General features: G+C 60.4%; 26 protein-coding genes. 12 read left to right on the top strand and 14 right to left on the bottom strand.

Features of this window, described 5'->3' with window-relative positions; translation table 11 throughout:
- Positions 1–47 precede the first annotated feature (47 nt).
- On the top strand, positions 48–437 hold the full coding sequence (locus HY17_RS06235) for a hypothetical protein (RefSeq protein ID WP_034764361.1): 390 nt from the start codon (positions 48–50) through the stop codon (positions 435–437).
- On the opposite strand, the gene HY17_RS06230 is transcribed toward HY17_RS06235, so the two are convergent.
- Both HY17_RS06230 and HY17_RS06225 read right to left on the bottom strand, forming a co-directional pair.
- Positions 434–1,021, bottom strand: coding sequence for an NnrU family protein (locus tag HY17_RS06230; RefSeq protein WP_034764358.1), 588 nt, complete (start codon positions 1,019–1,021; stop codon positions 434–436). The two genes, HY17_RS06235 and HY17_RS06230, sit on opposite strands and share 4 nt — an antisense overlap.
- 55 nt (positions 1,022–1,076) lie before the next feature.
- On the bottom strand, positions 1,077–1,325 hold the full coding sequence (locus HY17_RS06225; protein WP_034764355.1) for a DUF3297 family protein: 249 nt from the start codon (positions 1,323–1,325) through the stop codon (positions 1,077–1,079).
- Positions 1,326–1,592: 267 nt separating this feature from the next.
- On the opposite strand from HY17_RS06225, the gene HY17_RS06220 reads away from it, so the two are divergent.
- The 3 genes from HY17_RS06220 (at position 1,593) to HY17_RS06210 (ending at position 5,271) form a co-directional block, all read left to right on the top strand.
- Positions 1,593–3,602 (top strand): bifunctional diguanylate cyclase/phosphodiesterase, encoded by a 2,010-nt coding sequence (locus tag HY17_RS06220; RefSeq protein ID WP_034764351.1) that lies wholly within the window; start codon positions 1,593–1,595, stop codon positions 3,600–3,602.
- A gap of 108 nt (positions 3,603–3,710) precedes the next feature.
- The gene (locus HY17_RS06215) at positions 3,711–4,565 is read left to right on the top strand and encodes an SDR family NAD(P)-dependent oxidoreductase (RefSeq protein ID WP_034764479.1); all 855 of its coding nucleotides are present in this window, start codon (positions 3,711–3,713) and stop codon (positions 4,563–4,565) included.
- A 79-nt stretch (positions 4,566–4,644) separates the two neighbouring features.
- Positions 4,645–5,271 carry a sulfotransferase family protein gene (locus tag HY17_RS06210; RefSeq protein WP_034764348.1) on the top strand — a complete coding sequence of 209 codons (627 nt, stop codon included), beginning with the start codon at positions 4,645–4,647 and terminating at the stop codon, positions 5,269–5,271.
- A gap of 11 nt (positions 5,272–5,282) precedes the next feature.
- On the opposite strand, the gene HY17_RS06205 is transcribed toward HY17_RS06210, so the two are convergent.
- From HY17_RS06205 to HY17_RS06180, 7 genes are all read right to left on the bottom strand, one after another.
- The gene (locus HY17_RS06205; RefSeq protein WP_197020236.1) at positions 5,283–6,455 is read right to left on the bottom strand and encodes an acyl-CoA dehydrogenase family protein; all 1,173 of its coding nucleotides are present in this window, start codon (positions 6,453–6,455) and stop codon (positions 5,283–5,285) included.
- Positions 6,456–6,532: 77 nt separating this feature from the next.
- Complete coding sequence (locus tag HY17_RS06200) at positions 6,533–7,771, bottom strand: TrbI/VirB10 family protein (protein WP_034764345.1); 1,239 nt, start codon at positions 7,769–7,771, stop codon at positions 6,533–6,535.
- Positions 7,768–8,772, bottom strand: coding sequence for a P-type conjugative transfer protein TrbG (gene trbG / locus HY17_RS06195; RefSeq protein WP_034764341.1), 1,005 nt, complete (start codon positions 8,770–8,772; stop codon positions 7,768–7,770). Before trbG ends, HY17_RS06200 begins: the two co-directional genes overlap by 4 nt.
- A complete protein-coding gene (gene trbF / locus HY17_RS06190; protein ID WP_081813011.1) occupies positions 8,769–9,227 on the bottom strand; it encodes a conjugal transfer protein TrbF in 459 nt (152 codons plus the stop codon). Before trbF ends, trbG begins: the two co-directional genes overlap by 4 nt.
- A 79-nt stretch (positions 9,228–9,306) precedes the next feature.
- Complete coding sequence (locus tag HY17_RS06185) at positions 9,307–9,861, bottom strand: lasso peptide biosynthesis B2 protein (protein WP_197020235.1); 555 nt, start codon at positions 9,859–9,861, stop codon at positions 9,307–9,309.
- 316 nt (positions 9,862–10,177) lie between these two features.
- The gene (locus HY17_RS20180; RefSeq protein ID WP_155843540.1) at positions 10,178–10,315 is read right to left on the bottom strand and encodes a hypothetical protein; all 138 of its coding nucleotides are present in this window, start codon (positions 10,313–10,315) and stop codon (positions 10,178–10,180) included.
- Between the two features lie 176 nt (positions 10,316–10,491).
- Positions 10,492–11,919 carry a tetratricopeptide repeat protein gene (locus HY17_RS06180; protein WP_034764335.1) on the bottom strand — a complete coding sequence of 476 codons (1,428 nt, stop codon included), beginning with the start codon at positions 11,917–11,919 and terminating at the stop codon, positions 10,492–10,494.
- A 359-nt stretch (positions 11,920–12,278) separates the two neighbouring features.
- Here HY17_RS06180 and HY17_RS06175 point away from each other — a divergent pair, with 359 nt between their 5' ends.
- From HY17_RS06175 to HY17_RS19255, 3 genes are all read left to right on the top strand, one after another.
- A complete protein-coding gene (locus HY17_RS06175) occupies positions 12,279–13,007 on the top strand; it encodes a LuxR family transcriptional regulator (protein ID WP_034764333.1) in 729 nt (242 codons plus the stop codon).
- Positions 13,008–13,083: 76 nt separating this feature from the next.
- Complete coding sequence (locus tag HY17_RS19260; protein ID WP_051599756.1) at positions 13,084–13,734, top strand: acyl-homoserine-lactone synthase; 651 nt, start codon at positions 13,084–13,086, stop codon at positions 13,732–13,734.
- A complete protein-coding gene (locus HY17_RS19255) occupies positions 13,731–14,768 on the top strand; it encodes a phytanoyl-CoA dioxygenase family protein (protein ID WP_051599755.1) in 1,038 nt (345 codons plus the stop codon). The genes HY17_RS19260 and HY17_RS19255 overlap by 4 nt, the downstream gene beginning before the upstream one ends.
- Before the next feature lie 322 nt (positions 14,769–15,090).
- Here the strand turns inward: HY17_RS19255 and HY17_RS06160 are convergent, their stop codons facing one another.
- The 3 genes from HY17_RS06160 to HY17_RS06150 all read right to left on the bottom strand — a co-directional run bounded on the left by HY17_RS06160 (position 15,091) and on the right by HY17_RS06150 (position 18,343).
- On the bottom strand, positions 15,091–16,692 hold the full coding sequence (locus HY17_RS06160; RefSeq protein ID WP_034764331.1) for an ABC-F family ATP-binding cassette domain-containing protein: 1,602 nt from the start codon (positions 16,690–16,692) through the stop codon (positions 15,091–15,093).
- A 144-nt stretch (positions 16,693–16,836) separates the two neighbouring features.
- The gene (locus HY17_RS06155) at positions 16,837–18,003 is read right to left on the bottom strand and encodes an FAD-binding oxidoreductase (RefSeq protein WP_034764329.1); all 1,167 of its coding nucleotides are present in this window, start codon (positions 18,001–18,003) and stop codon (positions 16,837–16,839) included.
- Between the two features lie 82 nt (positions 18,004–18,085).
- A complete protein-coding gene (locus tag HY17_RS06150) occupies positions 18,086–18,343 on the bottom strand; it encodes a hypothetical protein (RefSeq protein ID WP_034764327.1) in 258 nt (85 codons plus the stop codon).
- A gap of 194 nt (positions 18,344–18,537) precedes the next feature.
- Here HY17_RS06150 and HY17_RS06145 point away from each other — a divergent pair, with 194 nt between their 5' ends.
- The 5 genes from HY17_RS06145 to HY17_RS06125 all read left to right on the top strand — a co-directional run bounded on the left by HY17_RS06145 (position 18,538) and on the right by HY17_RS06125 (position 24,600).
- Positions 18,538–19,611, top strand: coding sequence for an extracellular solute-binding protein (locus tag HY17_RS06145; RefSeq protein ID WP_034764325.1), 1,074 nt, complete (start codon positions 18,538–18,540; stop codon positions 19,609–19,611).
- Positions 19,612–19,622: 11 nt separating this feature from the next.
- The gene (locus HY17_RS06140; RefSeq protein ID WP_233348669.1) at positions 19,623–21,260 is read left to right on the top strand and encodes an iron ABC transporter permease; all 1,638 of its coding nucleotides are present in this window, start codon (positions 19,623–19,625) and stop codon (positions 21,258–21,260) included.
- Positions 21,253–22,257, top strand: a complete 1,005-nt coding sequence (locus tag HY17_RS06135; protein ID WP_034764320.1) for an ABC transporter ATP-binding protein — start codon at positions 21,253–21,255, stop codon at positions 22,255–22,257. Before HY17_RS06140 ends, HY17_RS06135 begins: the two co-directional genes overlap by 8 nt.
- A gap of 90 nt (positions 22,258–22,347) precedes the next feature.
- Complete coding sequence (locus HY17_RS06130; protein WP_051599754.1) at positions 22,348–23,751, top strand: M48 family metalloprotease; 1,404 nt, start codon at positions 22,348–22,350, stop codon at positions 23,749–23,751.
- A 99-nt stretch (positions 23,752–23,850) separates the two neighbouring features.
- Positions 23,851–24,600, top strand: a complete 750-nt coding sequence (locus HY17_RS06125) for a DsbA family protein (RefSeq protein ID WP_034764317.1) — start codon at positions 23,851–23,853, stop codon at positions 24,598–24,600.
- 4 nt (positions 24,601–24,604) lie between these two features.
- Here HY17_RS06125 and apaG read toward each other — a convergent pair whose 3' ends face one another.
- Positions 24,605–25,021 (bottom strand): Co2+/Mg2+ efflux protein ApaG, encoded by a 417-nt coding sequence (gene apaG, locus HY17_RS06120; protein WP_034764314.1) that lies wholly within the window; start codon positions 25,019–25,021, stop codon positions 24,605–24,607.
- A gap of 24 nt (positions 25,022–25,045) precedes the next feature.
- Positions 25,046–26,248 (bottom strand): O-succinylhomoserine sulfhydrylase, encoded by a 1,203-nt coding sequence (metZ, locus tag HY17_RS06115; RefSeq protein WP_034764311.1) that lies wholly within the window; start codon positions 26,246–26,248, stop codon positions 25,046–25,048.
- Positions 26,249–26,272 lie beyond the last annotated feature (24 nt).

Genomic DNA, 26,272 nt, shown 5'->3' with positions numbered 1-26,272 from the left:
TCCTTCTGGGATTACAAGGAAGTTATCTGGGAGCCAAAAACACGGCGATGCGACACAGAACATGGAAACTGGCTCTGGTTTATGGCGCTGCTGCTTTTGTGTTCGGCTTCTTTTTCGGCGCTCTGCGGGAGCTTGTTTTCATGCCGTGGTTGGGGGATCCGGCGGCCCACTGGCTGGAGTTTCCGCTGGTGACCAGCGCCATCTGCTTTCTCGGATACAGATCTGGCCGGGGGATCGGTTTCCGGACGGACACCTGGACTGTTGGACTGGGCGGTGTTGCGGTGCTGCTCTTGATCGAAAGCGGTTTCGCCCTCGGCCTGTTGCGCCAGCCGCCGGATGAGTACCTGGCTTCCTTCGATATCCGTCGGGGTGCGCTATTCCCCATCGGTCTTGCCGCAATGGCGCTGGCGCCCCGGTTTGGTTGGCGGACCTGCTAGCGGCCCGGCATGACCACCGGAACGCCGATCAGGGCTGCATGCAGGTAGCCCACAAACGCCACATAAAGCACGATGCCACCGATGACCGAAGCCACATCGGGCCACAGTTTGGTCGGCGCATCCGGGGCAGGTCCGGTATCACCGCGGCGTTTCACCATGACCCGGTCGAAGATGGCGAAGGTGAGGAATGCGGTGAACAGGAGGAAGGCGTTCAGCTGGCCGGTGGCGAAAAAGTGCCCGAACGCCCAAAGCTTTACTGCGACCAGCATCGGGTGCTTCGCCCATTTCTTGATCCGGCCAACCGGCAGCTGCGAGGCCACGATCAGAATGAAGGCCGGCGGCATAAGGGCAAAATTGACGTGCTTGCCCCAGCTCGGCGGGGAATAGACCAGACCCATGCCGCGGGTCTCGTTGAAGCCGACACAGATGAGGAAGAAGCCGATGATGGAGACGAAGGTATAGGTCCCCATGAAGGGCCCGTATCCCATCTTCTTCTTGAGATCCTTGCCCGGTTCCCGCGACCGCACAGCCGAAAAGACGTGCGCGCCGAAAAAGATCACCAGACCGAGAATGAATATCGCCATGAGGGGCCCTCCCTGAAGGGAGCTTACGGCGAGTTGGCAGAATCCGGAAGGGGCTTCAGCCCTCGCTGGCGTCCTTGATCCAGACCTCGACCTGGCCTTTCAGTTTCAGGGTCAGGGGCTTGCCCTTGCGGTCGAGCGCCTTGCCGGCGGCGACTTTGATCCAGCCTTCGGAGATGCAGTACTCCTCGACATTGGTTTTTTCCGTGCCGTTGAAGCGCACACCGATCTCCTTCTGGAGGAGCTCCGGATCGTGGAACGGGCTGTCGGGGTCGACGCAGAGGCGGTCAGGAAGCTGGTCAGTCATGGCAGCGGTTTTAGCGCGGGCCGCGCCCACGGCAAGAGGGGGCAGACAGGAATGACATGACGCCAACCTGCAGCGGCGAGAAACCTGTTGGATTGGCTGGCAGGTCCCGCAATGGCGGCAACAGATCGCGCCAGGTTCTGGCGGGACAGGGCGGGGCCAGCCCGACATGTTAAACAGATGCTTAACCAAGCCCGCAAATTCGCGCCCGGAATCCACCGAAGATTAGGGTTTCCCGTCTAGTCAGAGGAGACCAAACGGGCGGAGAACATGCTCAAAAGAACCAACATCAACGCGTACCGGACGATGCTTCAGAACGCGCGCACGCCGGAAGAAGCTGTGATGATGGAGCAGCTGCGGGCCATCTCGCAGAATATTCCCGCACTCTACATGATGCTGACGGTCGCTGCCGTCGCGCTCGGTGCGACCTTCGTTGGCAATGCCCCGGATTTCCTGACGTTGGGTGTCCCGGTTATTTTTGTTGCACTTAGCACTGTGCGCCTCTCTTTCTGGAAATTCGGCAATAGCCGGCTGGAGCATCCGGACGAGGCGCGCGTTAAACTCAAACAGGTCGAAGTGCTCACGGCCGCCTTGTTTCTCATCCTGGGAATCTGGGTCTGGGCGCTTCTGCCGTATGGCGACAGTCAGGAACGGCTTTACCTGTCCTTCTTCACGGCCTTCACGGGGGCGTCTTCGACGATCTGTGCCATTTCCCGGCCGAGGCTGGTCGGCGTGTGCCTGTTCATGACGCTCGGCGTTTTCTGTGTGCTGTTCTTCGACTGGAGTGAGCGGTTTTATTTCTATGCGACCATGCAGCTGGGGGTCACCTACCTTGTGTTCTTCCTGGCTTCGCGGACCTACAAGCTGCGCCTGGCCCAGTCGGTCGTGCTGCTCAACCGGCTGAATGCGGAAAACCGCCGTTCGTCGGAGTTGGCCCATACCAACGAGTCCATGGCGTTGACCGACATGCTGACCGGCCTGCCAAACCGGCGGCAGTTCTTCATCGATGTTGAGGCCGCATATGATCCGAAGACAGATAAAATGCTTCCGGTTATCGGCCTGATTGACCTGGATGGGTTCAAGCCGATCAACGACGTGTTCGGCCATACTGCGGGCGACGCCGTGCTGGTGGAGACGGCCCGCCGCCTGAAACGCGTGCTGGGTGACAAGGCGAGCGTGTCGCGTCTCGGCGGGGATGAGTTTGCATACATCCTGCCAAAGACCGTGAGCCAGAAAGACGCCAAACGCATCGCCCAACAGATCGTCAACGCCATGAACGAGCCTGTTCGCTTGCCGAACAAGGATATCAGCCGCGTATCGGCTTCGGTCGGCTATTCCTCGCGTTCCTTCCCGGTGCAGACTGCTCACGACCTGATGGAGCAGGCAGACTTTGCGCTGTTCCGCGCCAAGGAGCACAAGGTGGGGCAGGCGGTTGAATTTTCGGCCAGCCATGCCGAAACGCAGCTACGTGAAGCTGTCGTGCACCAGGCGCTCAAGAAGGCCGACCTCGACAACGAACTGCGTCTTGTCTTCCAGCCCATCGTGAACTCCACTGAAGGCGAGGTGACCCGGTGCGAAGCGCTGGCCCGCTGGGATAGTCCGGAGCTAGGATCTGTGCCGCCGCTCGAATTCGTGGCCATTGCCGAGAAGATGGGCATGACTCAGCAGCTGACCCGAGTCGTGGTCCGCAAGGCACTGGACCATCTGCGCCACTGGCCGGAACTGCCGTCCATGTCGGTGAACCTGTCCGCGCAGGATATCATCAGCCGCGAGACGAGCGATGCGCTGGTGGCAATGATCCTGGCAGAACCGGAAACCGTGCGCCATCGCCTGGTTCTGGAAGTGACGGAATCCTCCCTTCTGAACGACATGGAAGAAGCGCGCTACAATCTCATGAAGTTCCGCTTCATGGGCCTGAAGATCGCGCTCGACGATTTCGGTACGGGATATTCCTCGCTGCGCTACCTTCAGGAACTGGAATTCGACATTGTGAAGATCGACCGCAGCTTCGGCGCAGCCATCAACACGACTGCACGTGGCCTGGGTCTTGTCGCCACGATCCAGCATCTCTGCCGGTCGCTGTCGATCGAGTGCATCATCGAAGGCATTGAAACCAGCGAACAGCTGGAGATTGCACGCAGTGCCGGGTGCCGCCTGGTACAGGGCTATCTCTATGCCCCGCCGCTGGAAGCGCGTGAGCTGCACGCCTACCTCATTGGCGAAAAGCGTTTCCCGACTTACCGGGAATTGCTGGAAGGATCGCAGCGCGACGTCGCGTAAGCCGTTGGTTTCGCGGCGGTGGTCTTCTGAAATTCCCTCAGTCTGGTCTTGCCGGTTTGGCAGGGCGGGCGCATGCTTCCCGGCATAACAAAATACCGGGAGGACATCATGAAAGATCTGGCAGGCAAGGTTGCCTTTGTAACGGGGGCCGCATCCGGCATTGGGCTCGGCATCACCACCGCTTTGGCGCAGGCCGGCGTGAAGGTGATGATGTGCGACATCGAGAAAGACGCGCTGGATGAGGCCATCAGCGGGTTGAAGCAGACCAATGCCGATGTCGACGGCGTGATCGCGGACGTCTCCCTGAAAGACCAGCTACAGGCTGGCGCCGACGCGACGATGGAGCGCTATGGCCGCGTGGATATTCTGGTTAACAATGCCGGCGTGGGCGGGGGCGGACGCTATGGCGAATGGACTGATGAAGGCTGGAACTGGACCATCGGGGTGAACCTGATGTCGGTCGTGTGGGGGATCGAGATCTTCGGGCCTCTGATTGAGGCGCATGGCGAAGGCGGGCAGATCGTTTCGACGGCGTCGATTGCGGGCTTCCTGCCGGTCACGAACCCGCCCTACAATGTCACCAAGTTCGGCGTCGTTGCCTTGAGCGAAGGCCTGCGGACGGAACTGGAGCCGCGGGGTATTGGCGTGTCTGTGCTGTGTCCTGGTTTCATCCGGACAAAGATCATGGATTCCTCGCGCAATGTGCCGGCCCGCTTTGCCGGCGCGCGGGACACTACGGGCCAGAGTGCAGATCTCGACCATTCCGAATTCGCTCAGATGGCACGTGACGCGATCGCCCATGGCATTGATCCGCTTTATGTGGGTGAGCTTGTCCGTGAGGGGATCGAAGGCAATTGGGCCTACATCTTCACCGACAATGAGTTCGAGCCTGCCATCATGGAGCGCTTCGACAATGTGAAGGCCGGGTTCGACCGCATCCGCGGCCGGGTTCCGCGGCACTAGGGCGTGTCTGTCTTGCGCAGGGCAATTGTGCCAGCGCTGTTGAAACAGTTCCGGATCAACCGGGCTCAGGGAGAATAATGTGACACTCAAGGCAATCAGTGCCGGCTTCGGCCGGACCGGGACGATGTCCCTCAAACTCGCGCTCGAGCAACTGGGCTTCGGGCCGTGCCACCACATGATCGAAGTGATCGAGAATGGCGAGAAACAGGTGCCGCTGTGGAACGATGCGCTGGCCGGCAAGCCGGACTTCGACGCCATCTACAAGGGCTACAACTCGGCCGTCGACTGGCCCTCGGCGGCGTTCTGGAAGGAGCTGGCGGATTACTATCCGGATGCGAAGATCATCCTGTCTTCGCGATCTGCCGAGAGCTGGTATGGCAGCATTTCCGAGACCATCCTTGCTACCGTCTGGGCGCCGGAGAATTGGCCGTCGCAGGCCGTGGAATGGTTCACAATGGTCAGCAAGGTGCTGGAGCGCAGCTTCGGCGGCGCAAAGACGAAGGAAGAGCTGATCGAGGCCTTCCACCAGCACGAAGCTGCCGTGAAAGCCGCGATCCCCGCCGAGCGCCTGCTCGTCCATTCGGCCAAAGACGGCTGGGAACCGCTCTGCGCCTTCCTCGGTGTGCCGGTACCGGCAGGCGATTATCCCCGCACCAACAGCAAGGAAGAATTCTTCCAGCACATGAAGAAGGCCGACGAGATGTAGTCCCTGCTGGCCTAGTAACTCTTCGGCAAGCCCAGCACACGTTCGGCGATGAAGTTCAGGATCATTTCGCGGCTGACCGGGGCGATGCGGGCGAGCATCGCTTCGCGCATCATGCGCTCGACATGGTATTCCTTCGCATAGCCCATGCCGCCATGGGTGAGCACGGCTGTCTCGCAGGCGCGGAAGCCGGCTTCGGTGCCGAGATATTTCGAAGCGTTCGCTTCGGCGCCGCATTCCTCGCCCTTGTCGTAAAGGCCGGCGGCCTTGTAGGCGAGGAGTTCGGCGGCGGAGAGCTCCGCCCATGATTTCGCCAGCGGATGCTGGATGCCCTGGTTCTGGCCAATCGGGCGGCCGAACACGACGCGCTCATTGGCATAACGTGCGGCGCGCTCCAGAGCGGCGAAGCCGAGGCCGACGCTTTCCACGGCGAACAGCACGCGTTCGGGGTTCAGGCCCTGCAGCAGGTATTTGAAGCCTGCGCCTTCCTCGCCGATCAGATGCTCCTTCGGCACTTCGAGATTGTCGATGAAGAGCGTGTTACACTCCACCGCCTTGCGGCCCATTTTCGGGATGGGGTTTGCTTCGATCCGATTGCGGTTAAGATCGGTGTAGAAGAGCGACAGGCCGAGATGCGGCTTCGCGCATTGGTCCTTCGGCGTGGTGCGCGCGATGATCAGGATCTTGTCGGCACGCTGGGCGCCGGTCGTCCAGATCTTGCGGCCATTGATGACATAGCCATTGTTCGTACGCTCGGCCCGGGTCTCCAAACTGGACGTGTCGAGGCCGGAATTCGGCTCGGTCACGGCGAAGCACATTTTCTCCTCGCCAGAGATGATCTTCGGCAGGCTCTCCTGCTTCAGTTCGGGATTGCCGAACTTTTCCAGCGGCTTCGGCCCGAAGATGTTGAGATGGATCGCCGAGGCGCCTGAGAATCCTGCGCCCGTGCGGGTGACGGTCTGCATCATCAGCGCCGCTTCAGTGAGGCCAAGGCCTGCGCCGCCATATTCTTCCGGGAAGGCGATGCCGAGCCAGCCGCCCTTGGCCATGGCATCGCAGAACTCTTCCGGCCAGTTGCCGGTTTCGTCCACTTTGCCCCAGTATTCGTCGTCGAACGGCTCCAGTGTCTTCTCGACGGCCGCCTTGATGGCTTCCTGATCCTCGCTCATCGGCGCAATCTGGTACATCCGGTGTCTCCTCTTGTCGGAGGGAGACTTATTCTGACTGTTGCGCTGCGTCCAGAGTCAGGGCGTCGCGGCTATTGTCACTCGAATGGCTCGAAAATGATATCGCGGGTCACCAGGATGCGGACAGGCCAGCCGGGACGAATTCGAAGCGTTGGCTGGATGGAGAGATTTCGATCAACGACCCGCTGACCAGCATCGGAAATGCTATCGCCAAACCCACGCCGGATGGCGCGTTCAAGGCCATCATCATCCTTGCCGAATTCAGCGCCCATTCCGAGTATTGTTGCCAGACCCGCTGCGGCCAGGACCTTGTTCCAGTGATTGTCTGTTCGATCAGAGAGCCCTGCGGCGCCGGCTGCATCTGCGCCCGGCTCTGAGATCCGGATCGAGCGTCCATCCGGGAACAATATCCTGTCCCAGACGAGAAGTGCACGTGATTGGCCGAAAGAGATTTCTGACTGATAGCGACCGATCAGGCGGGAGCCCTGCGGGATGAGGAGGTGGTTGCCGGATATGGAATCATACACCGGCTGGGTCACCTGTGCGATGACTGTTCCGGGCAGGTCACTATTGATGCCGGTCACCAGGGAGGCCGAAATCAGCGATCCGGCCATCAGCTGGAAGGGGGATGCGGGCGTTTCGACGCCATGAGGATTGTAGATGTCATCATCGGCATGGCTGTCAGCAAATGCGATCTTCCGATCCTGCAAATTGGTATTCGCGTCCGGGCTGCGGCGGGCTGAAGGATCTCCGGCGCGTGAAGCAAGCGCCAGCAGTTCTGAGCCGAATGGCTCGCTCATTCGGCCGGGTGATTGGTGATCCGGCATCGGACTCTGCAGGGACACGTCGAAAAAGACCCCCGCCTTGAGCGCCTGGTCTGCAAGCTTTGCTTCTGTGAGCCTTCGGGCGCGGGCGGCCTCGTCTTCCTGTGATGGCCGGAAGTCCGGATCAGGCGGAACCTGCCATTCGGGCTGCAATCCCCATTCCTGCTCTTCGGCCACCACGGTGGCGCCAAGATCGCCGGAGAGCGGGGCGCCGAGCCGGGGGATATCCGGGTTCCAGTTCGCATAAGAGGCGGGCAATTCCGTCAGACCATCGGGTGTGCGTTTGGTAACGGTATTGAAGAGCTCTGTATGATCGGCCGTCTCAAGACTTCCGGCCGGCGCGAAGGCAACCGAGACAGCGGCAAAAATCCCCAGAACACAGATTGCTGCACCCACCATGAGGACCTTGCGATTGATGCGTGTGACGGGGCGGATCTTTGCCTTGAGTTTCAACGTGTCGGATTGTTTCGGGAAGGGAGGAGGTTCACTCATTTCCGGTCACCGAACAAAGCGGCAAAACCAACTGGCTCCTTGCCTCTGCGCAGACGTACGACGGTCTGCGGCGTTGTGCCGAGACGAAGTTCCGCTGCCTGGAAGAGATGATCGACAATATAGTATGAGCCGCGAATACGATAATTGATGAGTTCGGCGTTGCCTTTCCTGCCGAGAACAAAGAGCGGCGGAGCATCTGTCATTGCAAGATCTGCCGGCATCTGAATAAAGACCTGTCGTCCGTCATCGAACACCCGGACCGGACGCCAGTCTGGCCTGTCGCCTTCAATGCGATAGTCGAAGTTCAGGTCGCTGAGGTTGAGGCTGGGCGAGACCGATTCTGCCTGGCGTGACCGGGCGCTTTCATTGCGGTATGTCAGAATGGCCAGCTCATCGGCTGGATAGCGCCAGGACAGGGCAGCCATATAGCTGGTTTCGAGACTGGTCAGCTCCAGATGATAGGTCCGCCTGTCTGTTGCGATCATGAGGTTTGTGGTGAGGCCGGAGGCGACGGGCTTCACCAGAATATGGGTCCGGGTGTCATTACCTGATCCGGATGAGGTGTCACCAACCACCCAGCGCACAGTATCACCGGCAGATACCGAAACCAGTGTTTCTCCGGGTTGGAGAGCGATATCGGACACCTGTCCCGGGCTGGCATAGAGGCAGTAGAGCGCCCCTTCTGTATAAGGATAGACATGTATCGCGTTGAAATAGCCATCAGCCGTCGGTTCGAGCCGGGCCGCGTGCGTTCCCTTCGCAATGATTTCAGCGGCAGGCAGGCTTGTTGCAGCAGGCGAGGGGTCGAGGGGTTTCAGCTGGCCGGGCAGAGGAAGTGGTATTGCTGTCTCCACAATTTCGACGGGGCGTTCCGGCGTGTCGGCATTGAGCGCTGCAGCAACGAAGTCCTGCCGCTCAGGCGGGCCGGAATAGGTTTCCGGAGATGTTGCGCAGGCGGAGGCAAGCAGGCAGGCGAGAACGTTAAGCGGAGGGCGGATCATTTGTTGTCTCCTGTGACAAGATCTTCGCCCCAATTGAGGCTGTGGACATATATTCCGAGTGGATTGACGCGAAGGGTTTCAGCGTCGTGCGGCGGATCCTGAATCAGGGTGAACAGGCCGGTGTAGCGCCGGGCAATCGTCAGCGCGCCGTTTTCATAGGTTTTTTCGACCCAGCGCGCCTGGAAGCTGTCATCGGAAACACGGACAACCGAGACAACTTCAACCGCACGCGATTTTCTGCCGATGTCGGCAAACGGATCATTGTCCCGGGCATATTCATTCAGGGTGATGGCAGCTTTGTCGGTGACAAAATCATAGGCTTTCAGCCAGTTTTGTCGAACGACGACCGGGTCGATGGAAAGGCTTCGCAGATACTCGATAAAGTTTGCAAGGTGGTGGGCAACCCTGTCGAGACAGGCATAGGCCGGCCTGGAGGCTTGTTTGACCGGCGACATGCGATGACGTCCTCGGCAGTCTTGCTGGCGATCGGATCATCCGGATTCCAAAGGGCGGCGAAATAGGCGCGCATCGCCATCAGACCGCCATGATCGGAGTGAACTCGCGAACAGTGAGCGTTTCATCCGTCAGGAGCAGGCCGTTAAATTCCAGCCAGCAATGTGCAGAGAAAGGGGAGAGCCGTACACCGAATACCCAATCGGCACACAAGCCGGCCGCGCTCAGATAGTGGAGCAGCGCGAGGCTTGTGTATCGGCATGCATCCCGGGTGGAGAACACGAAAGGCGCAAAAGTATGAAATTCACGCGCGAGATCTGCAACGACGTCGGAAGTGTCGAGACTGACTGATTTAGACTTGGATTTCCAGCCTCTCGCTCTGGTAATCTGATCCTGGAAGGCACCGCTATGGCAGGCGGCGGATGCTGCCCGCATGGAGCCTAGCATGGCAGGAACCCTGTGCGCCCTGAACCGCCATTCGACCTGGTCGAGGTCGAAAAGGGAGCGATCCGGAGCAGGCCATTGGAACAAATCGATCCGGTCAGAACCTGTGAATGTCGCCTGCAGGATGCCCTTTTTTACAAGAAAGTTGCCAAAAGAGAGTGCCTCAACGCCCAGAGCAGGCTCCGGGAACACGGCACAAATTTCCTGAAACAAGACAGCTTGCGCTTCAGTCAGGCAGGCATAGCGGTCTCTGCAAAGATCCAGGAAGACATGCGTGCCTCCGGTGTGACAGCAATGAATGCCCGGTGCCAGGCGGAAGGGTCTGTAAGACGTGTTTCTTCCGGGGTTTGGAAACCGGCGCTGGGACGAAGCGGATGTGCAGCCCGAAGGTGATGAAAAATCCGGCATCTGGAAGCTCCGATTACGGAACGCTGGCGAATCCTGCACTGAGCAAGAGACGCCAGCTGGAGGAACGTTCCGGGTCGACCCTGGTCAGGGCCGGGTCAGGTCAGGGCTGAACCTTGGACAACCCTTCTTCGATTTCGACACCCTGGCCGTAAAAGCCTCTGGTTTCCTCGGAAACCGCTCCGAGTTCGATCATCTCGAACACGTCTTCATTGGATGTCTGCTGGTCATCATGGGTCATGATGGATCTCCTTTCTTGGGTGACTGCCGCCGAAACAACGGCAGGTAGAAAATGGGCCCTCAATAAGGTGGAGTCAACGCGCCGTAACCTTAAAAAGAGTTCATAAAGTTTAATAAAAACAAATATCTACCCCTCACGCCCCGGGGCGCGACTCGCAAAGGCTGGCAGAGCGCACCTTAGTCAGGTATCGCGCTCATGATCTCAGGCCCATAGGTCCTGCGGAGAGCTGATAGCCGACAGGAGAGAACATGATCGGGTCTGGATGGATCCCGGTCGCAGAGCCTGTGGGGAGCCTGTTTCATCATACTGATCGCCTGGCTGCGTCTACCTTGACGCAGAAGTCTGAGTGACCGCATGGCGGCGTAGAATGTGCGGGTGTGCGGATTAGTCATGTACAGGGCAGGCGATGAGAGCACCGAGGAAAAATCCTTGTCCGGCTTGCGCCAGTCCCGTCCGTAGGTTTCGGAAAGCAGCTTATCCGGATTATCAGGGATGCTCCAACTGGCTCCCAGCCAGACTTTTCTGGAAACCCCGAATCCGGAAAACCGCCACTGTATCTCGCCGGGATGGTCGCTCAGCCCGCAGAGCCTGTAAGGCCCCTCTGCCTCATAGAGGAAGAGGTCGACCGCCACCTTTCCAATTGTCAGACCGATATAACGATCGCCCGCCCGGGCGGATCTGGCCAGCTGGACTGATGGATGGTTTCGCAGGATTGCTGTGATGTCGGGGCGGGCATCACGGTCGCAGAGGATTCCGATATCTGCATCCCGGTCATGAGGCAAAGGCGCGCCGTTCCGGACAAAGCCAAGCAGTGTGCCGCCGGTCAGAAAGCCCGTCAGTCCCTGAGCGTTCAGCAAGGTTATGACGTCCTGAACCGCCTGAGCGGCTTTCGCGGGTTGGAAGAAATCTCGGCGCGCAGAGGGTTCAGCGTGCCGGGCAAGGGACCCGGCAAGGGCTTCTGATGCAAAGAATGCTGCGTCTTCATAGGCTCCGTCGGCGTAAAGAGCGCGTGCGAGATTTTCGCTTGCTTGTCCATTGGAGCTGAAATCTTCAAACCGGCCGACGGCAAAGCGGACCGCATCTGCTGAGCGACCTGCGCAGATCAGCGCTTTCGTGCAGTGCCTCAACAGGCTGGAATTGGCCTGGGGACGCTTGCATATTTCAAGAAGCGCAATGGCAGCATGCTGAATAGAGGAGAGCCGTTCATCTTCCCGCGACGTGATATCGGCGATGGAATTCCAGCTTCTCCACGCCATTGGGTCGTGATGAGTGCTTGTAGAAAAAGCTTCGATAGCCTGCTGGCGTTCACCGAGTGCGGCCAGGCACAGACCTCGTATATGATGAGCATGCGGATTACGAGGTTGGTGGAACAGAATGAAATCGCATTCCGGCAACGCCGCTGAAGACTTGCCGGATCGGTAGAGGGCTACGGCAAGCAGGAATTTCGCTTGCAGGTCATCTGATCGTGTATCGGTGACCTTTCGGAGGATTGACGCTGCGGCGTCGGGGTGTCCTTCCGTCATCATGCGCCGGGCCGCCTCAATCTTCATACTTCGGGAGCCCGCCGTGTTCGATAGCGAGTACCGGTCGTTTGCGCCGTCCATCAAATTCTCCTGAGATGTCACAGGACATGTCAAAACCGGGAAAGCGCAATCGAACCCGGCGCTGCCCGGAGAATTGAAGTATAAGGAAGAATGACGTAAAAAGCGAATCCAAATACAACCAAAGCGAGAAATCAAAGGCCGGGAGTGACAAGCATGGGCAGCATGACGACTTGCAGGGCAGGGGCCGCTTGGCCTTGCCGTCAGGCAGGTTTATCGAAAGGCCGGGCACGCAATGCTTTCTCCTTTTTGGCGCAAGAAAAACAACCAAAAGGAGATATCGGTGTGCTACCCAGATTAGGCATTGTGCGATCCCGTCTTTGAGATAGATTTCCGGGTCTGACGAGAAAAAGGCATCCTGAATGCGCGACTATGATGGCTCCGCGGTGCTTGACGCAATCCGGTCTGTACAATCCATGCAGACGGTCGAGGACACAATTGCTGTATTGTCCGGATTTATTGAGCACTATGGGTTTGAGCGCATATTTCTTGGGCAATTGGTAAACCCGGCAAACGTTCCGCTCAAGGAAATCCTGTATGTCTCTGACTGGCCGGATGAACTGAAGGAACACCGTCGGAACCAGATGGCGATCCTGCATGATCCGATCGCGATCTGTGCTTTGCGCTCAAAGCGGCCATTCTCCTGGGCCGAAGCCCGTGATCATGCCTCCCGGGCGGGCCGGATGGTTGTGGATATGGTCCACGATTATGGCATTACCGATGGCATGATGTTCCCGATGCACGCCCTGCACAGCGTGTCGGGCGGTGTCTCCCTTGGCGGCTCCAACAAGTTGGATCTTTCAGCCACTCAGGTGAAGGAACTCGAGATTGTCTGCCAGACAGTCTATTATCATCTGGAAGATCTGCTCGGGCCGTTTCCCTACCAAAAGGTCGCCCAGCTCACACGCCGTGAAACCGAATGCGTTCAGTTTGCCGCGGCCGGCAAGTCCAACTGGGAAATCGCACAGATTTTAGGCATTCAGGAAGACACGGTGAAGAAGACTTTGCGCCGGGCCGGTGACAAGCTCGAAACCGTGAACCGGGCGCATCTGGTTGCTTCGGCAATCGCAAAGAACCAGATTTTTCCCTGATCAAGTCCCCGAAAGGGGACATTCCCAATCTCTCCATTCAGCCCAGACTGTCTCCTGGCTTCAGGAGATTGTTGGCATGTTCAGGATCATCACACCCGAAAAGCGTGAAGCGAACCGCGATCTCCTCGATGAGATGTATCGCATGCGCTACCGGATCGTCGTCGATGAATGGGGGTGGGATATTCCCGGGATTTCACCCGGATACGACAAGGACCAGTTTGATACCGATAGCACAGTCTATGTGATCGTGCAGGATGATCATGGGCAGGTGGTGGCAACGTCCCGGATCAACCCGACCACGAAGCCGCATATGCTGAGCGAGTTGTTCGCTGATTATTGTGACCTGCAGCCCTTTCCGGTTGGTCCTGATGTCTGGGAGTGCTCGCGTTTTGTTACGGACAGATCGCTGATGCCGGACCCGGTCGAGGATTTCCGCTTTCGCTGCCGGTTGGGAATTGGCCTGACAGTTTTCTGCATCGACAAGAGGATTTCCCGTCTGAGCTGGCTCACGCATCAGAAATTCTACAACCTCGTCCAGCGCGTTTGGGCCACAGAGCCGCTGGGCTTGCCAAGACGGGAAGGGGATGATTGGGCCTGGATCCCGGCTGTTTCAAAGATCGATCAGGAAACACTCGACCGGCAATTGGACAGGTTTCGCAATGCTGAGGACATTGTTGCGCAATATATGTCCCCGAAGCGGCGGGCATCTGCAGGGAGGGTCGGATGAGCAACCAGGCCAGTTCTATCTCACCCGATCAGCGTTCAGCGTTCGAACGGGACGGCGTAATCTGCTTACGGAATGTCCTTACCCCAAAAGAAATCCGTCACCTTCAGAATGCTGTCGCACGACAGATTTCTGGCCTGAGGACGTCTCCGACAGGATATGACTTCGAGGCGCTGGCAAGCCAGGTCTGGGACCCGGAAGGGCAAGTCGATACCGGCGCAGCAGAACGTTTCGACATGGCCGTGATGAAGGAAATGGTGCGGGAAGATCTGTCCGCCAGACCCCTACAGGAAGACGGGCTGTCCGAAGGACAAGGCATGTTTTTCTATGATGTGGCGGCCTGGAAATCTGATCGAGGCGTCCGCGAGGTTGCTTTTGATTCACGGCTGCCTGAACTGGTCAGTGATCTGCTTGGGGCCCGCTACCTGAATTTCTGGGAGGATACGACGTTTGTCAAAGCCCCTCATACGCGCCAGAAAACGGCATTTCATCAGGACCTTGCCTATTTCCAGATCGATGGGGAGCAATGCGTCATTGTCTGGATCGCTCTGGACCCGGTGACGCAGGAAAGCGGAGCGATGCAATATGTCCGCGGCTCGCACAATTGGGGTGAAACCTATGCGCCGAACGTATTCATTTCGCAGACACCGTTTCGCTCCTCTCCTGAAAAGCGGTGTCCGGATATTGAAGCGGAGCCGGACAAATATGACATCGTGTCTTTTGATGTTGCGCCAGGTGATGTGATTATTCATCACGTCAAGACAGTGCATGGTTCTGGCGGCAACCGGTCCGATAATTGGCGCAGGGCTGTGTCATTTCGTTATTGCGGAGATGAAGTGCGCTATCTGGACCGTCAGGGCGCAATCCAGCAAGTTGGCGTGACCCACGAACTCAATGATGGCGACAGGCTTTTCTCGGAAGACTATCCTGTTGTCTGGCCAAAGCCCTGGCCGTCACTTTCCTTGTCGGATGTGTATGACCTGCTCGGCCCGGCTGTTCCGTCTTCAGGCATGCTTGATCTTTCGGATGCTGCTTAGAGCTTCCCGATCGGTAAGGATTTTCCTCGTCGAGAGCTTTGTCCTTCACGATCCTCCCGATCGGAAAGAACAGATATGATTACAACAGCCGAAGAATTCGGGAACATGGTAGCGGACGCGCGCAAAACGCTGGGAAGAACCCAGCGTGAGCTCGAACGCGCCATCAGTTCAGGAGCCGCTTCACTGTTGATCTTTACCCGGCAAGCCGACGGCACAGTTTGGGAAGGCCTTTGCCGGGGCCATGGCTGTCAGAGTTTGGCTGCAAAAGCGCGGTTGGCCAAGGCAAGTGACTATTTCACCCAGCCCGTTTCAACCCTTCACATCAAGATCGCGCCGCTTTTCCGTTGGCGGGTAATTCCAAAAATCGGGTCGCTCCGATAGCGCTCAGGAATGTGTGATCATGGCTGACGAGCAGGATGGCGCCATCCCAGGCGTTCAGGCCGGTCTCTAGCGCTTCGATGGCGCGCAGCTCCAGGTGGTTGGTGGGTTCGTCGAGGATCAGCAGATCCGGTGGGGTCTCGCGGGCAAAGACGCAGGCAAGGCCCGCGCGCAGTTTCTCCCCGCCACTCAACGTCCCGGCCACCTGCAGGGCATCGTCATTGCGGAAGCCGAACCGGGCGAGCGCGGCATGGGCGGCATTGGCGCTGAGACCAGGATTCAGCCGGTGCATGTTGTCGACGATTGTTTCACCCGGTGCCAGCAGGCTGACATGCTGGTCCAGCAGGGCGACATTTTCGGTCAGGCGGGAGGCTTTGCCAGTGGTGGGCTGAAGGTCTCCGGTGACGAGACGGAGCAGGGTGGATTTGCCAGACCCGTTCGGCCCGGCGATGGCGACCCGCTCCGGGCCAGTCAGCTGGAAGTCGAGCGGACCGAACAGGTGCCGGTTGCCGAACGCCATTTCGACGTCGCGAAAATCGATCAGGCGACGGCCGGAGGGCAGGCCGCAGGGCGGCAGGTCCATCGTGATCGGCGCAAGGATTTCGATACGAGCGCGGGCGGCGGCGAGATCCTCTTCGCTCTCCGCCATCTGTCTGGCGGCGAGCGTGCTGCCTTTGCCGCGGGTGGCCTCAGCGCGCTCCTGTCGCTTGTCGAGCAGCATTTTGGGGGCATCGCCCTTTGCCCGCGCGGCTCGGCCGGCCTTGTCGCGCCTGTCCTGACGTTCCTTCGCTTGCTGAGCGCTCTTGCGTGTACGTTTCAGCGCGTCGCTGGCGCGGGCGAGATCGGTTTCGGCTGCTTCGCGGGCGGCATTGCGGGCCTCGGCATATTCGCTCCATCCGCCGGAGAATATCGTGATGCCGACAGGGGAAAGGTCCACGATCCGGTCGACCTGTTCCAGAAGGTCCCGGTCGTGGCTGGCGATGAGCATCCCGCCCGGCCAGGTGCGCAGCAGGTTGGAAATCGCCTGACGGCCTTCCGTATCCAGATTGTTGGTCGGTTCGTCCAGCAGCAGCAGGTCTGGTGCTTCGAGGATCTGCCGGGCGAGGGTAACACGCATGCGCTCACCGCCGCTCAAGGTGGCGACAGGTGTTCCCAGTGGGATATCGCGCAAACCCGTATCTGCAAGCGCCTGTTCGACGCGCGATGGCAGCGTCCAGTCTGCCTCTGTGGCATCTTCCACACTGCCCTCACCGGCTTCCAGCCGGGCAAGGCAGGCGAGCGAGTCTGTGACGGCGAGCGCGCCGGCAAGGTCGAACGTTTCGTCCAGCGACTGCTGGAGCATGCCGACGGTCCCATTCAGGTGAATGCTGCCGCTCGCAGGCGGTACCTTGCCGATGATCGCGTGAAGCAGCGTGGACTTGCCGGACCCGTTGCGGCCGACAAGGCCGACACGCTCGCGGCCGAGCGAGAGCGTCAGGTCACGGAAAAGCGGCGTGCCGTCAGGCGTGGAAAGGGAGAGGGAGTCGAGCGTCAGAAAGCTGGTCATGGAAGGGCTGTGAAATGAAGTTGGAACGCAGGGCGAGGCGCTGTGCGTTTTTCATTTCGGGCATCCTTCAGTTTTCGGGCGGGGCTCGCCGAGCGGTCGACTTAGCGGACAGGCATCGCGATTTCAAGAGCGTGGGAATAATTTTCAGGCAGCGGCGCAGAGCCGGTTCGGTGCAAAGCTTTCATGCAGCGGGCTCAGCGGCTTGCAGAGCATGAGGTCGGCAATGATCCGTGCCGTGATCGGCGCAAGCAGGATGCCGTTCCGATAATGGCCCGCGGCCACAAACAGGCCGGGCGAGGCTGTCTGGCCGATCATCGGGGCGCGGTCCGGCGTACCGGGACGGATGCCGGCCCAGGTCTCGATGACGGGAAGGTCTTCAAGCACCGGGCAGAGGCGCGCGGCGCGGGTATGGAGGGCGGCAATGGCTTCCGGCTCGGGCGCTTCGGTGGCAACGCCTGGCTCCACCGTCGCGCCGATGATCACACGGTCTGCTTTGGGGGCGATATAGATCGCGCCGCAGCGCAGGGTCGTTTCGGGTGAGCCATAACCATGCGCGACCGACAGCATCTGGCCGCCATAGCAGTCGATCTGGTCGAGGGCTGGATCCCAGTTCACGAGGCTGAACGGCTGGCCATTCTCTTCCACCTTGATGGCGGCGGTGTTCCAGCCGCCGGCGGCGAGGATCAGGTCATGTCCTTCCAGCGTCAGGCGTCCGCCTTCGCTGCGCAATGGCGCGGCCTCGCTGCGCAGCGTGGCGAGCGGGCTGCGCTGCAGTGCCATGATCAGGGCACGGACGACAGCGCGATTGTCAACCTGGCCATCGGTCGGCATCTGCAGAGCGGCAATCAGGTCTTTCGCTATGGAAGGCTCCAGCAGGTGCGCTGTCGCAGGCGGGAGTTCCTCATGCGCAATGCCGCGCGCGTCGAGAGCGCGGGCGAGTTTGTGCATGGCGGCTGTCTCTGCCTTGTCGAAGGCGAGGGCGAGGGAGGGACGGCCACTATAACCAGAATCGGTGTCGGCCGCGTGGGCAAGATCGACGGAAAAATCCGGCCATAGCTCGGCGGCTTCCATGCAGAGATCGAACAGGTGCGGGTGCACGCCTTCTTCAGCGGCGGCCTCATAGGCTGGGGCCAGCATGCCGGCGGCGGCCCAACTGGCGCCGCGGCCCATCGGGGCGGGATCGTAAAGCGTCACCGGCACGCCGCGTTTGACAGCCAGTTCGAAAGCGGTCGCGAGGCCGATAATGCCAGCGCCAAGGATGGCGACCTTCGGTGTGAAACTCGAAATCGGCGGAGGCAGGGGCGGGCTCATGGGCCTTCATTTAGGCCCTTTGCGCGCGAAGGTGAACTATCCGCTTTGACGCGGCGACAGATGACCTGCGTTCAGGAGCTGATCAGGCGGCGTCGACCTGGTTTTTCTGGACTTCCCAGAAATTGACGAAGGCGTCTGCCCATTTGCGGTCCTGGAAGATGACGGCTTTGGAGACTTCGCCATCCGGCGTGAAAGCCGTGCGCACCATCATGTCAGGCGCATCGCTTCCGTAGCGGTTCCGTCCCAGGAACTGCTGCACGAACGCGTCCACGACAGTTGCCAGAAGGGCGACTTCTTCCGCCGACTTCAAGCCTAGATCCACCACAATGTCGGTCGTCATAACCACCAACCCCCATGTTCCCCGGGTTTCCATTTAGCAAATCAGAAACCATAGGAATTTTGAAGCATTTTCTCCCGGAGCGGGAGATTTCCTTACGCTTGTGCAAAAAACGGGCAAAAAGTCGCGACAAGGGTTTGTTGCGAATTATTCTCAACTATGTTTGATGGCCTTAAAAGCAGAAAACAGGCTCTGATATGACCGGAATTCGCCTATGGCTCACCGCCGCCACCGTGCTCCTCGCCTCATGCGGGAACCCGGGCGCGCCTGCCTCAGATGCAGGCAAACCTGTAGCTGAATCAGGGGACAAGCCCAAAAGCGCGGGCGTCCTCAATGTTTACTCGGCGCGGCACTATGATTCCGACAAGGCGATGTACAAGGCGTTCGAGACCGAGACCGGCATCAAGGTCCGCTTTCGCGAATCGGGCGCGCCGGAACTTCTGGAAACCATGAAGGCTGAAGGCGATGCGAGCCCGGCGGATGTCGTGATTTCGTCCGATGCTGGCACGCTGTACCGCTTTGAAGCAGCCGGTCTGCTGCAGCCTGTTGAGGACGTGACACTGGACGAAAAGATCCCGGCGCACTTCCGCCAGAAGGATGGTTACTGGTTCGGCCTCGCCCGCCGTGTGCGCGTGATCGCGTATGACCCGGAGCGTGTGACGCCCGATGAGGTTGCCCATTACAGCGACCTGGCCGACCCGCGCTTCAAGGGTGAAGTCTGTCAGCGCTCTTCGACCAATATCTACAATCTGTCCCTGATGGGCGAGCTGATCGGCCGGATGGGCCATGACGCGGCCCAGGCCTGGGCTGATGGCGTGGTCGCCAATTTCGCCCGTCCGCCGCAGGGCGGGGACATCACGCAGATCGAATCGATCGCAGCAGGCGAATGCTCCGTCGCGCTGACCAATCACTATTATTATGTCCGAATGACCACCGGCGCGCCGAGCCAGCAGGCTGCCGCTGCCAAGGTAAAGCTCAGCTTCCCGGAACAGGACACGACCGGCACGCATGTGAACGTCACCGGCGCTGGTGTCGCGGCGAATGCCCCGCACCGCGACAACGCCATCAAATTCATTGAATGGCTCGCCAGCACCGATGGCCAGGTTTGGCTGACCGGCGAGACCAAGGAATACCCGATGATCGAAGGCACTCCTCTGCCGGAGGGGCTCGGTGCCTTGCCGGACTTCAAAAAGAGCGACTTCCCGCTGGACGAGCTGGGCACGCACCAGTCCGAAGCGCAGGAGATCTATGACACGGCCGGCTGGAACTGAGGCGGACGCGCTTGGCCGGTCTTCCCCTTCCTGCGCGGGTGTCCATCCTGAAGCGCCTGAACTTCCGTCCTGCTGATGTGCCGGCCATGCTGGCGGGTGTCATCATCTCCGTGCCGGTCGTCTCCGTCCTGGTGGCGGCCCTGTTCATGGGCGGCGGGGAGGCGTGGCAGCACATTCGCGACACGCTGATGGTGTCCTATCTCGGTGGGACGCTGGGGACGTTGGCACTGGCAGCCTTCTTCATGCTGGTCTTCGCCGTGCCTGCGGCGTGGCTGGTGACGATGCATGATTTTCCGGGACGGCCTGTCTTCGAATGGCTGCTGATCCTGCCGCTGGCGGCGCCCGGCTATGTACTGGCCTATGCGTGGGGTGACCTGATGGGCGTTGGCGGCCCGCTTCAGTCAGCCTTGCGTGACCTGACCGGCTGGTCGGCGCGGGACTACTGGTTCCCGTCGATGCGATCGATGCCGGGCCTCGCCTTTGTTTTGGCGAGTGGCCTGTATCCTTATGTGTACCTGACCGCGCGGACGGCCTTTGTGTCCCAGTCCATTTGCGCGCTGGAAGCGGCCCGAAGCCTCGGCGCGTCTCCGCTGCGCAGTTTCTGGAGCGTCGTGTTGCCGGCGGCCCGCCCCGCGATTGCGGCAGGGCTCGCGCTGGCCCTGATGGAGACTGCCGCGGACTATGGCGCTGCGGAATATCTGGGTGTGCCGACGCTGACCTTTGGCATCGTGCGCGCCTGGAAGAGTTTCGGCGAACCGGCTGCGGCTGCGCGCTTGGCCGTGATCCTGCTGGTCCTGGTCGTCGGCCTGTTGCTGGCGGAGCGCTGGAGCCGGGGGCGGGCGGGCAGCCAGCAGAGCTCCACGCGCTGGCGCACCGTTTCCCGTACCAAGCTGCGTGGCCTGACGGGTCTGGGAGCGGCTTTGTTCTGCCTTGTCGGATTTTCCATTGGCTTCCTCGTGCCTGTTTCGCGTCTCGTCTGGCGGGCGCTTGAGGCACGGGAATATGTCGCCCCGGTTGGGGAGGCCCTGAAGAACACGCTCATTCTGGCCGGGGCCGGCGCCGCATTCGGTTTCGTGCTGGCGCTCGTGATCGCATTGGCGGGGCGCGGGAAGGGGCCTGCCGCTGCCTTTGCGCGGCTGACGGCCTCGTCTGCCTATGCCATTCCGGGAGCTGTGCTGGCGCTGGGCGCGCTGGTCGTTCTGGGAGGGCTGGGTTTGACGCTGACAGGGATTGTGCCGGTGCTGGCCTTGGCATGGGTCTATGCCAGCCGGTTCACGACCACCGGCGCAGAACCCATGGTGGCGGCACTTGCCCGTGCGCCTGCCTCTCTTGGTCATGCGGCCGAAAGTCTTGGCGCGTCCCCGCTGCGCAGGGCGCGGGAGGTCGACCTGCCGATCGCGCTTTCCGGTGCAAGTGCCGGCGCGTTGATCCTGTTCGTCGAATGCCTGAAGGAATTACCGGCAACGCTGATGCTTCGCCCGTTCAGCTGGGACACGCTGGCTGTGCGTGCCAATGCCTACGCTTCGGATGAACGCCTTGCGGCGGCGGCCTTGCCGGCATTGCTCATCACGCTGGCGGGTCTGATTCCCGTGATCCTGCTCTCGTGGCGCCTATCCCATTCGCGGCCAGGTGAGCACACGCATGAGTGACAGCCTGTCCGCCATTGGAGTGAGCCGCGCCTATCATGGCGTGCGCGTGGTCGATGCGGTGTCGCTCGATCTGAAGCCCGGCATGGTTACTGCACTGCTGGGCGGATCTGGTGCTGGCAAGTCGACCCTTCTGCGTCTGTTCGCAGGATTGGAACCGGTGGACGAAGGCGAGATCCGGCTCGGCGACCGGGTGCTGTCTTCCACAAAGACAACACTGCCGCCGGACAAGCGGCGCATCGGATTGATCTTTCAGGACTTTGCGCTCTTTCCGCACCTGACGGCGTTGCAGAACGTTGCGTTCGGCCTGAAGCCGCTCGGCAAGGAGGCCGCTAGGGCTGAAGCGCGGGGCTGGCTCGGCCGTCTTGGCCTGACCGAGCGGGCCGATGCCTATCCGCACGAATTGTCAGGTGGTGAGCAGCAGCGCGTGGCCATCGCCCGGGCGCTGGCTCCGAAACCGGCTGCGATCCTGATGGACGAACCGTTCTCCGGCCTCGATCCGGCGCTGAGGGCCAGCGTGCGCGATGAAGCGCTGGAAGCGGTCCGCGCCGCTGGCATTCCGGCGCTGCTGGTGACGCATGATCCGGTCGAAGCGCTGGAGGCGGCAGACCATGTCGCGGTCATGCGCGGAGGCAAGGTGCGTCAGGAAGGCCCGGCGGCCGACGTCTACATGAATCCAGTCAGCGCCGACGTGGCGGCTTCGCTCGGTCCGGTGAACCGGCTCGCCGCAGCGGATGTGCCCGCAGGGCTTGCAGATGTTGCGGATGGAACGGAACTGGTCGTACGCCCGGAAGGCGTTTGCCTCGATTCCAGCTCGGGCGTGCGTGCGAACGTGCTGGCCAGCCAGGTGACCGGGGCGATGACTCGGCTGGTGCTGAATACCGGCGGACAACGCCTTGTGGCGCTTGTCCCACGGGATCAGGCGCCAAAAGCGGGTGAAGACGTGGGAGTCCGGCTCGATCCGGCGCTTTCGTTCATCTTCCCCTCAGCTAAACCCTGACATTTCTGTTATTCTGTAGCTTCCCCCTCGCATTTGCTGGCTGAGACCCGTAGATTCAAGGGAATGGCGGAAAACGGAGACAGGACCCGCATGGCCCGTACTTTCCTGCGATATATCGCAATGGCAGCAGCTTCTTTGACCGTGGCTGTCTCGGCCTCGGCCCAGGGCCTGATCCGGGATGCCGAAATCGAAGAAACGCTGCGCGAGTGGACGGATCCGATCCTCGATGTTGCGGGACTCAATCCGAAAGACGTCGGCCTCTATGTAATCAACGATCCGTCGCTCAACGCGTTTGTGGCGAATGGTCAGAACATCCATATTCATACCGGCCTGATCATCGCGGCGGACACACCCGGACAGATCAAGGGCGTGCTGGCGCACGAGACCTGCCACATCGCTTGCGGCCACACGGTCTCGCGTAGCCGGGCAGCCGGTGTTGCCGCCCGTCCGGCGCTGATCTCGATCGGCCTTGGTATCCTGGCCATTGCAGCCGGGGAGGGCGGAGCCGGCGCAGCCCTGATTGGATCCTCGCAGCAATTCGCGGCGCTGAATTTCTTCGTCCACACACGCTCCGAAGAGTCGATGGCGGATACTGCGGCGGTGTCGTATCTCACAGAACTTGGCGAGTCGCCGGAAGGCATCGTGGAATTCTTCGAGAAATTCCGCGCGCAGGAAGTTATCTCGCAAGCCCGCCGCTATCCGTATTTCCGCTCCCACCCGTTGGCATCGGACCGGATCCGCAATGTGCGGATGCTGGCGGATGAGTCCCCCACGCGAGATGTTCCGCCTACGGACCGGGAGCAGTATCAATATGAGATGATGCGCGCCAAGCTGATCGGTTTCCTCGACACCCCTGGTAAAGTGCGCCGGGAGTATCCCGATGCCGACCAGAGCGAACCGGCACGCTATGCCCGGTCGATCGCTGCCATGCAGGCATCCGACATTCAGGTTGCGCTGGACGATATCAATTCTCTTCTGGTGGACGAGCCCGAGAACCCGTACTTCTGGGAATTGAAAGGCCAGATCCTGTTTGAGGGCGGTCGCGCCGCTGACTCGGTTGAGCCGCACCGCAAATCCCTTGAATTCAAACCTGGCCAGCCACTGCTCCTGATCAATTATGCACGGTCCCTGAATGCCCGTGCTGAACCAGGCGATGTGGAAGAGGCGGAGTCTGCCCTGCGGGATGCGCTGATCGCTGAACCGGACAATGCGTTTGCCTGGCAACAACTGGCCATCACGTTGGAAAAACAGGGGCGCCGCGCCGAAGCGCAGCTGGCCACTGCTGAGTCCGCCTATGCGGTCGGCGACCTGCAACGTGCGAACATTTTCGCGCATCGCGCCCGAGATCAGCTGGATCGCAACACGGTGAATTATCGCCGTGCCGACGACATTCTGCTGATCACGGACCCGAACAATCCCGACAATCGCGATTTTTATAATCGCGTTGCCCGGCGCGGGGTGAACCAGTTCTCAATTACAGTCGGTGAGCACTGAAACCGTTCAACTTTCTGTCAGGACTGATGGACGGGCGGGCCTTCGCCAGTATAGTCCCGCTGAAATGAAACAGCCCCTGACGGGCCTGGAAAGGTATTGATGATGATCCGCCCCCTGCTTGCGACCACCGCTGTCGCCATGGTCGCCATGACCCCAGCTTGCGCCGAAGGCAACAAGGCCCCGGTCACCATGGAGCGTGCCGAGCTTGAGACGATTATTCACGAATATATCGTGACGCATCCCGAAGTGATCGAGGAGGCGATCATCGCCCTGAATGCCCGCGACCGGGCAGAGGCTGCCAAGGCGGCACAGGAGGCGATCAGCCAGAACAAGGACAAGCTGTACAGTCTGGATACGGACCACTTCATCGGTCCGGCGGATGCGCCGGTGACCGTCGTGGAGTTTTTCGATTACCGCTGTGGCTACTGCAAGCGCTCCCTGCCATTCGTTCAGGCATTGCCTGAAGAGTTCGACAACAAGGTGCGTGTTGTCTTCAAGGAATACCCGATCTTCGGCGGCATCAGCGAAACCGCAGCCCTGGCTGCGCTCGCGGCAGGCAAGCAGGACAAGTATTACGACATGCACGCAGCTCTGATGAACCTGAAGTCGAACGATCAGCTGACCGAAGCCAAGATCGACGAACTCGCCGAGGAGATCGGTGTGGACGTCCGCAAGATGCGGGCGGACATGCAATCGGTCGCGCTGAAGAAGCAGCTGGACGACATGCAGCGTCTCGGTCACGCGCTGAACCTGGATGGTACGCCGGGCTTCTACATCGGTGACACGGCCATCGGCGGCGCTGACGAGCAGGGCGTCAAGAATGCTATCAAGGAAGCCCTGAAAGGCTAGGCTGTCAGATCGGCCGAGACTGGTCGTATGGACTGTCGAGCGAGAAGGCGGGGATCCGGGCGACCAGTTCGCCGCCTTCCTCATCCACAAGGTCATAGGTGCCCCGCATCATGCCGGACGGGGCGGATAGCGGCGCGCCGGAGGTGTAGCTGAAGCGCTCACCCGGGCCGAGGGTTGGCGTCTGGCCGATGACGCCTTCGCCGTCGACTGCCTGCAGTCGGCCCATCGCATCGACAATTTCCCAGTGCCGCCGGATAATGGTCCAGGTGCGGTCGCTCTCGTTTTCCACATCGACTGTGTAGGACCACATGAAGCGGCCGGCTGCCGGTTCGGACTCGTCATACATGAATTTCGGGCGCACGCGGATGCGCACTCCGTCGGTGACGTGTTCGTACTGGGGTGGGGGCGACCTTCGAGCCATTCGGTGAAATTGCCCGCTGTTTGTTTACACCTTGTTAAGAGCCTGGATCAGGTCCGATTCAAGGTCATCGGCATCTTCCAGGCCCACTGAAAAGCGGATCCAGGAGCGGTCGAGCCCCATGGTTGCCTGTTCCTCGTCGCTGAGGGCGCGGTGCGTCGTGGTCGACGGGTGGCAAGCCAGGGATTTGGTGTCGCCCAGATTGTTGCAGATATCGACCAGCTCCAGCGCGTTGAGGAACCGGAAAGCCGCTTCCTGTCCTCCTTTTACCGACAGGGCCATCATCGTGCCGCCCATGCGCATCTGCTTTTTATGGACCTCGTAATGCGGGTGATCCTTGCGATGCGGGTAGCGCACCGCGGCGATGGCCGGATGGTCTGCAATGGCGTCGGCAAGGCGCGCGGCGCTGCGGCTTTGCGCTTCGACGCGCAGCTGCAGGGTTTCAAGGCCTTTCAGCACGACCCAGGCGTTAAACGGCGAAGCGGCCGGGCCCATATGGCGCAGCCACGGATCGTAGATTTCGGTCATTCGCGCTTGGTCGCAGAGGATGGCGCCGGCCATGACACGGCCCTGGCCATCCATGTGCTTGGTGGCGGAATAGACGACCACATCGGCGCCAAGTTCCAGCGGCTTCTGCAGGATCGGTGTGGCGAAGACATTGTCCACCACGAGCAGGGCGCCGGCCTTGCGGCAGAGTTCGGAGACGGCAGCAATATCCACACCGTCCAGCAACGGGTTTGCCGGGCTTTCAATCAGCACCAGCTGGCAGCCCTTGGCGATTTCTCGTTCCCAGGCGTCCAGATCGGCGCCATCCACGAAAACGGTCTCGATCCCGTACTTCGGCATCTGGTTGGCGATAATCCAGCGGCAGGAGCCGAACAGGGCCTTCGCCGCTACGACGCGGTCACCCGTTTTCAGCGGGGCCATGATGGCCGAGGAGATGGCGCCCATGCCGGATCCGGTCACACGGCAGGTTTCTGCCCCCTCGATCAGGGCGAGGCGCTGTTGCAGCATCTCGCAGGTCGGGCTGCCATAGCGGGAATAGACGAAACCCGGCTCTTCACCCGCCATGCGGCGCATCGCCTGTTCGGCGCTGTCATAGGCATAACCGGAGGTGAGATAGAGCGCTTCGGCGATCTCCCCATGCTCGGAGCGCATGAGGCCGCCACGCACCGCCTTGGTGGCAGGTTTCCAGCCTTTTTTGGCGTCTCCGCCTGATGCGTCTGCCATGGCAGCTTATTCCTTGTGTTTCCG

Origin of the sequence: Hyphomonas sp. CY54-11-8, assembly GCF_000682735.1 — a bacterium.
Lineage (GTDB): Bacteria > Pseudomonadota > Alphaproteobacteria > Caulobacterales > Hyphomonadaceae > Hyphomonas.
Note: the sequence above shows the minus strand (reverse complement) of the source record. Positions and strands in the feature narration are given on the sequence as shown.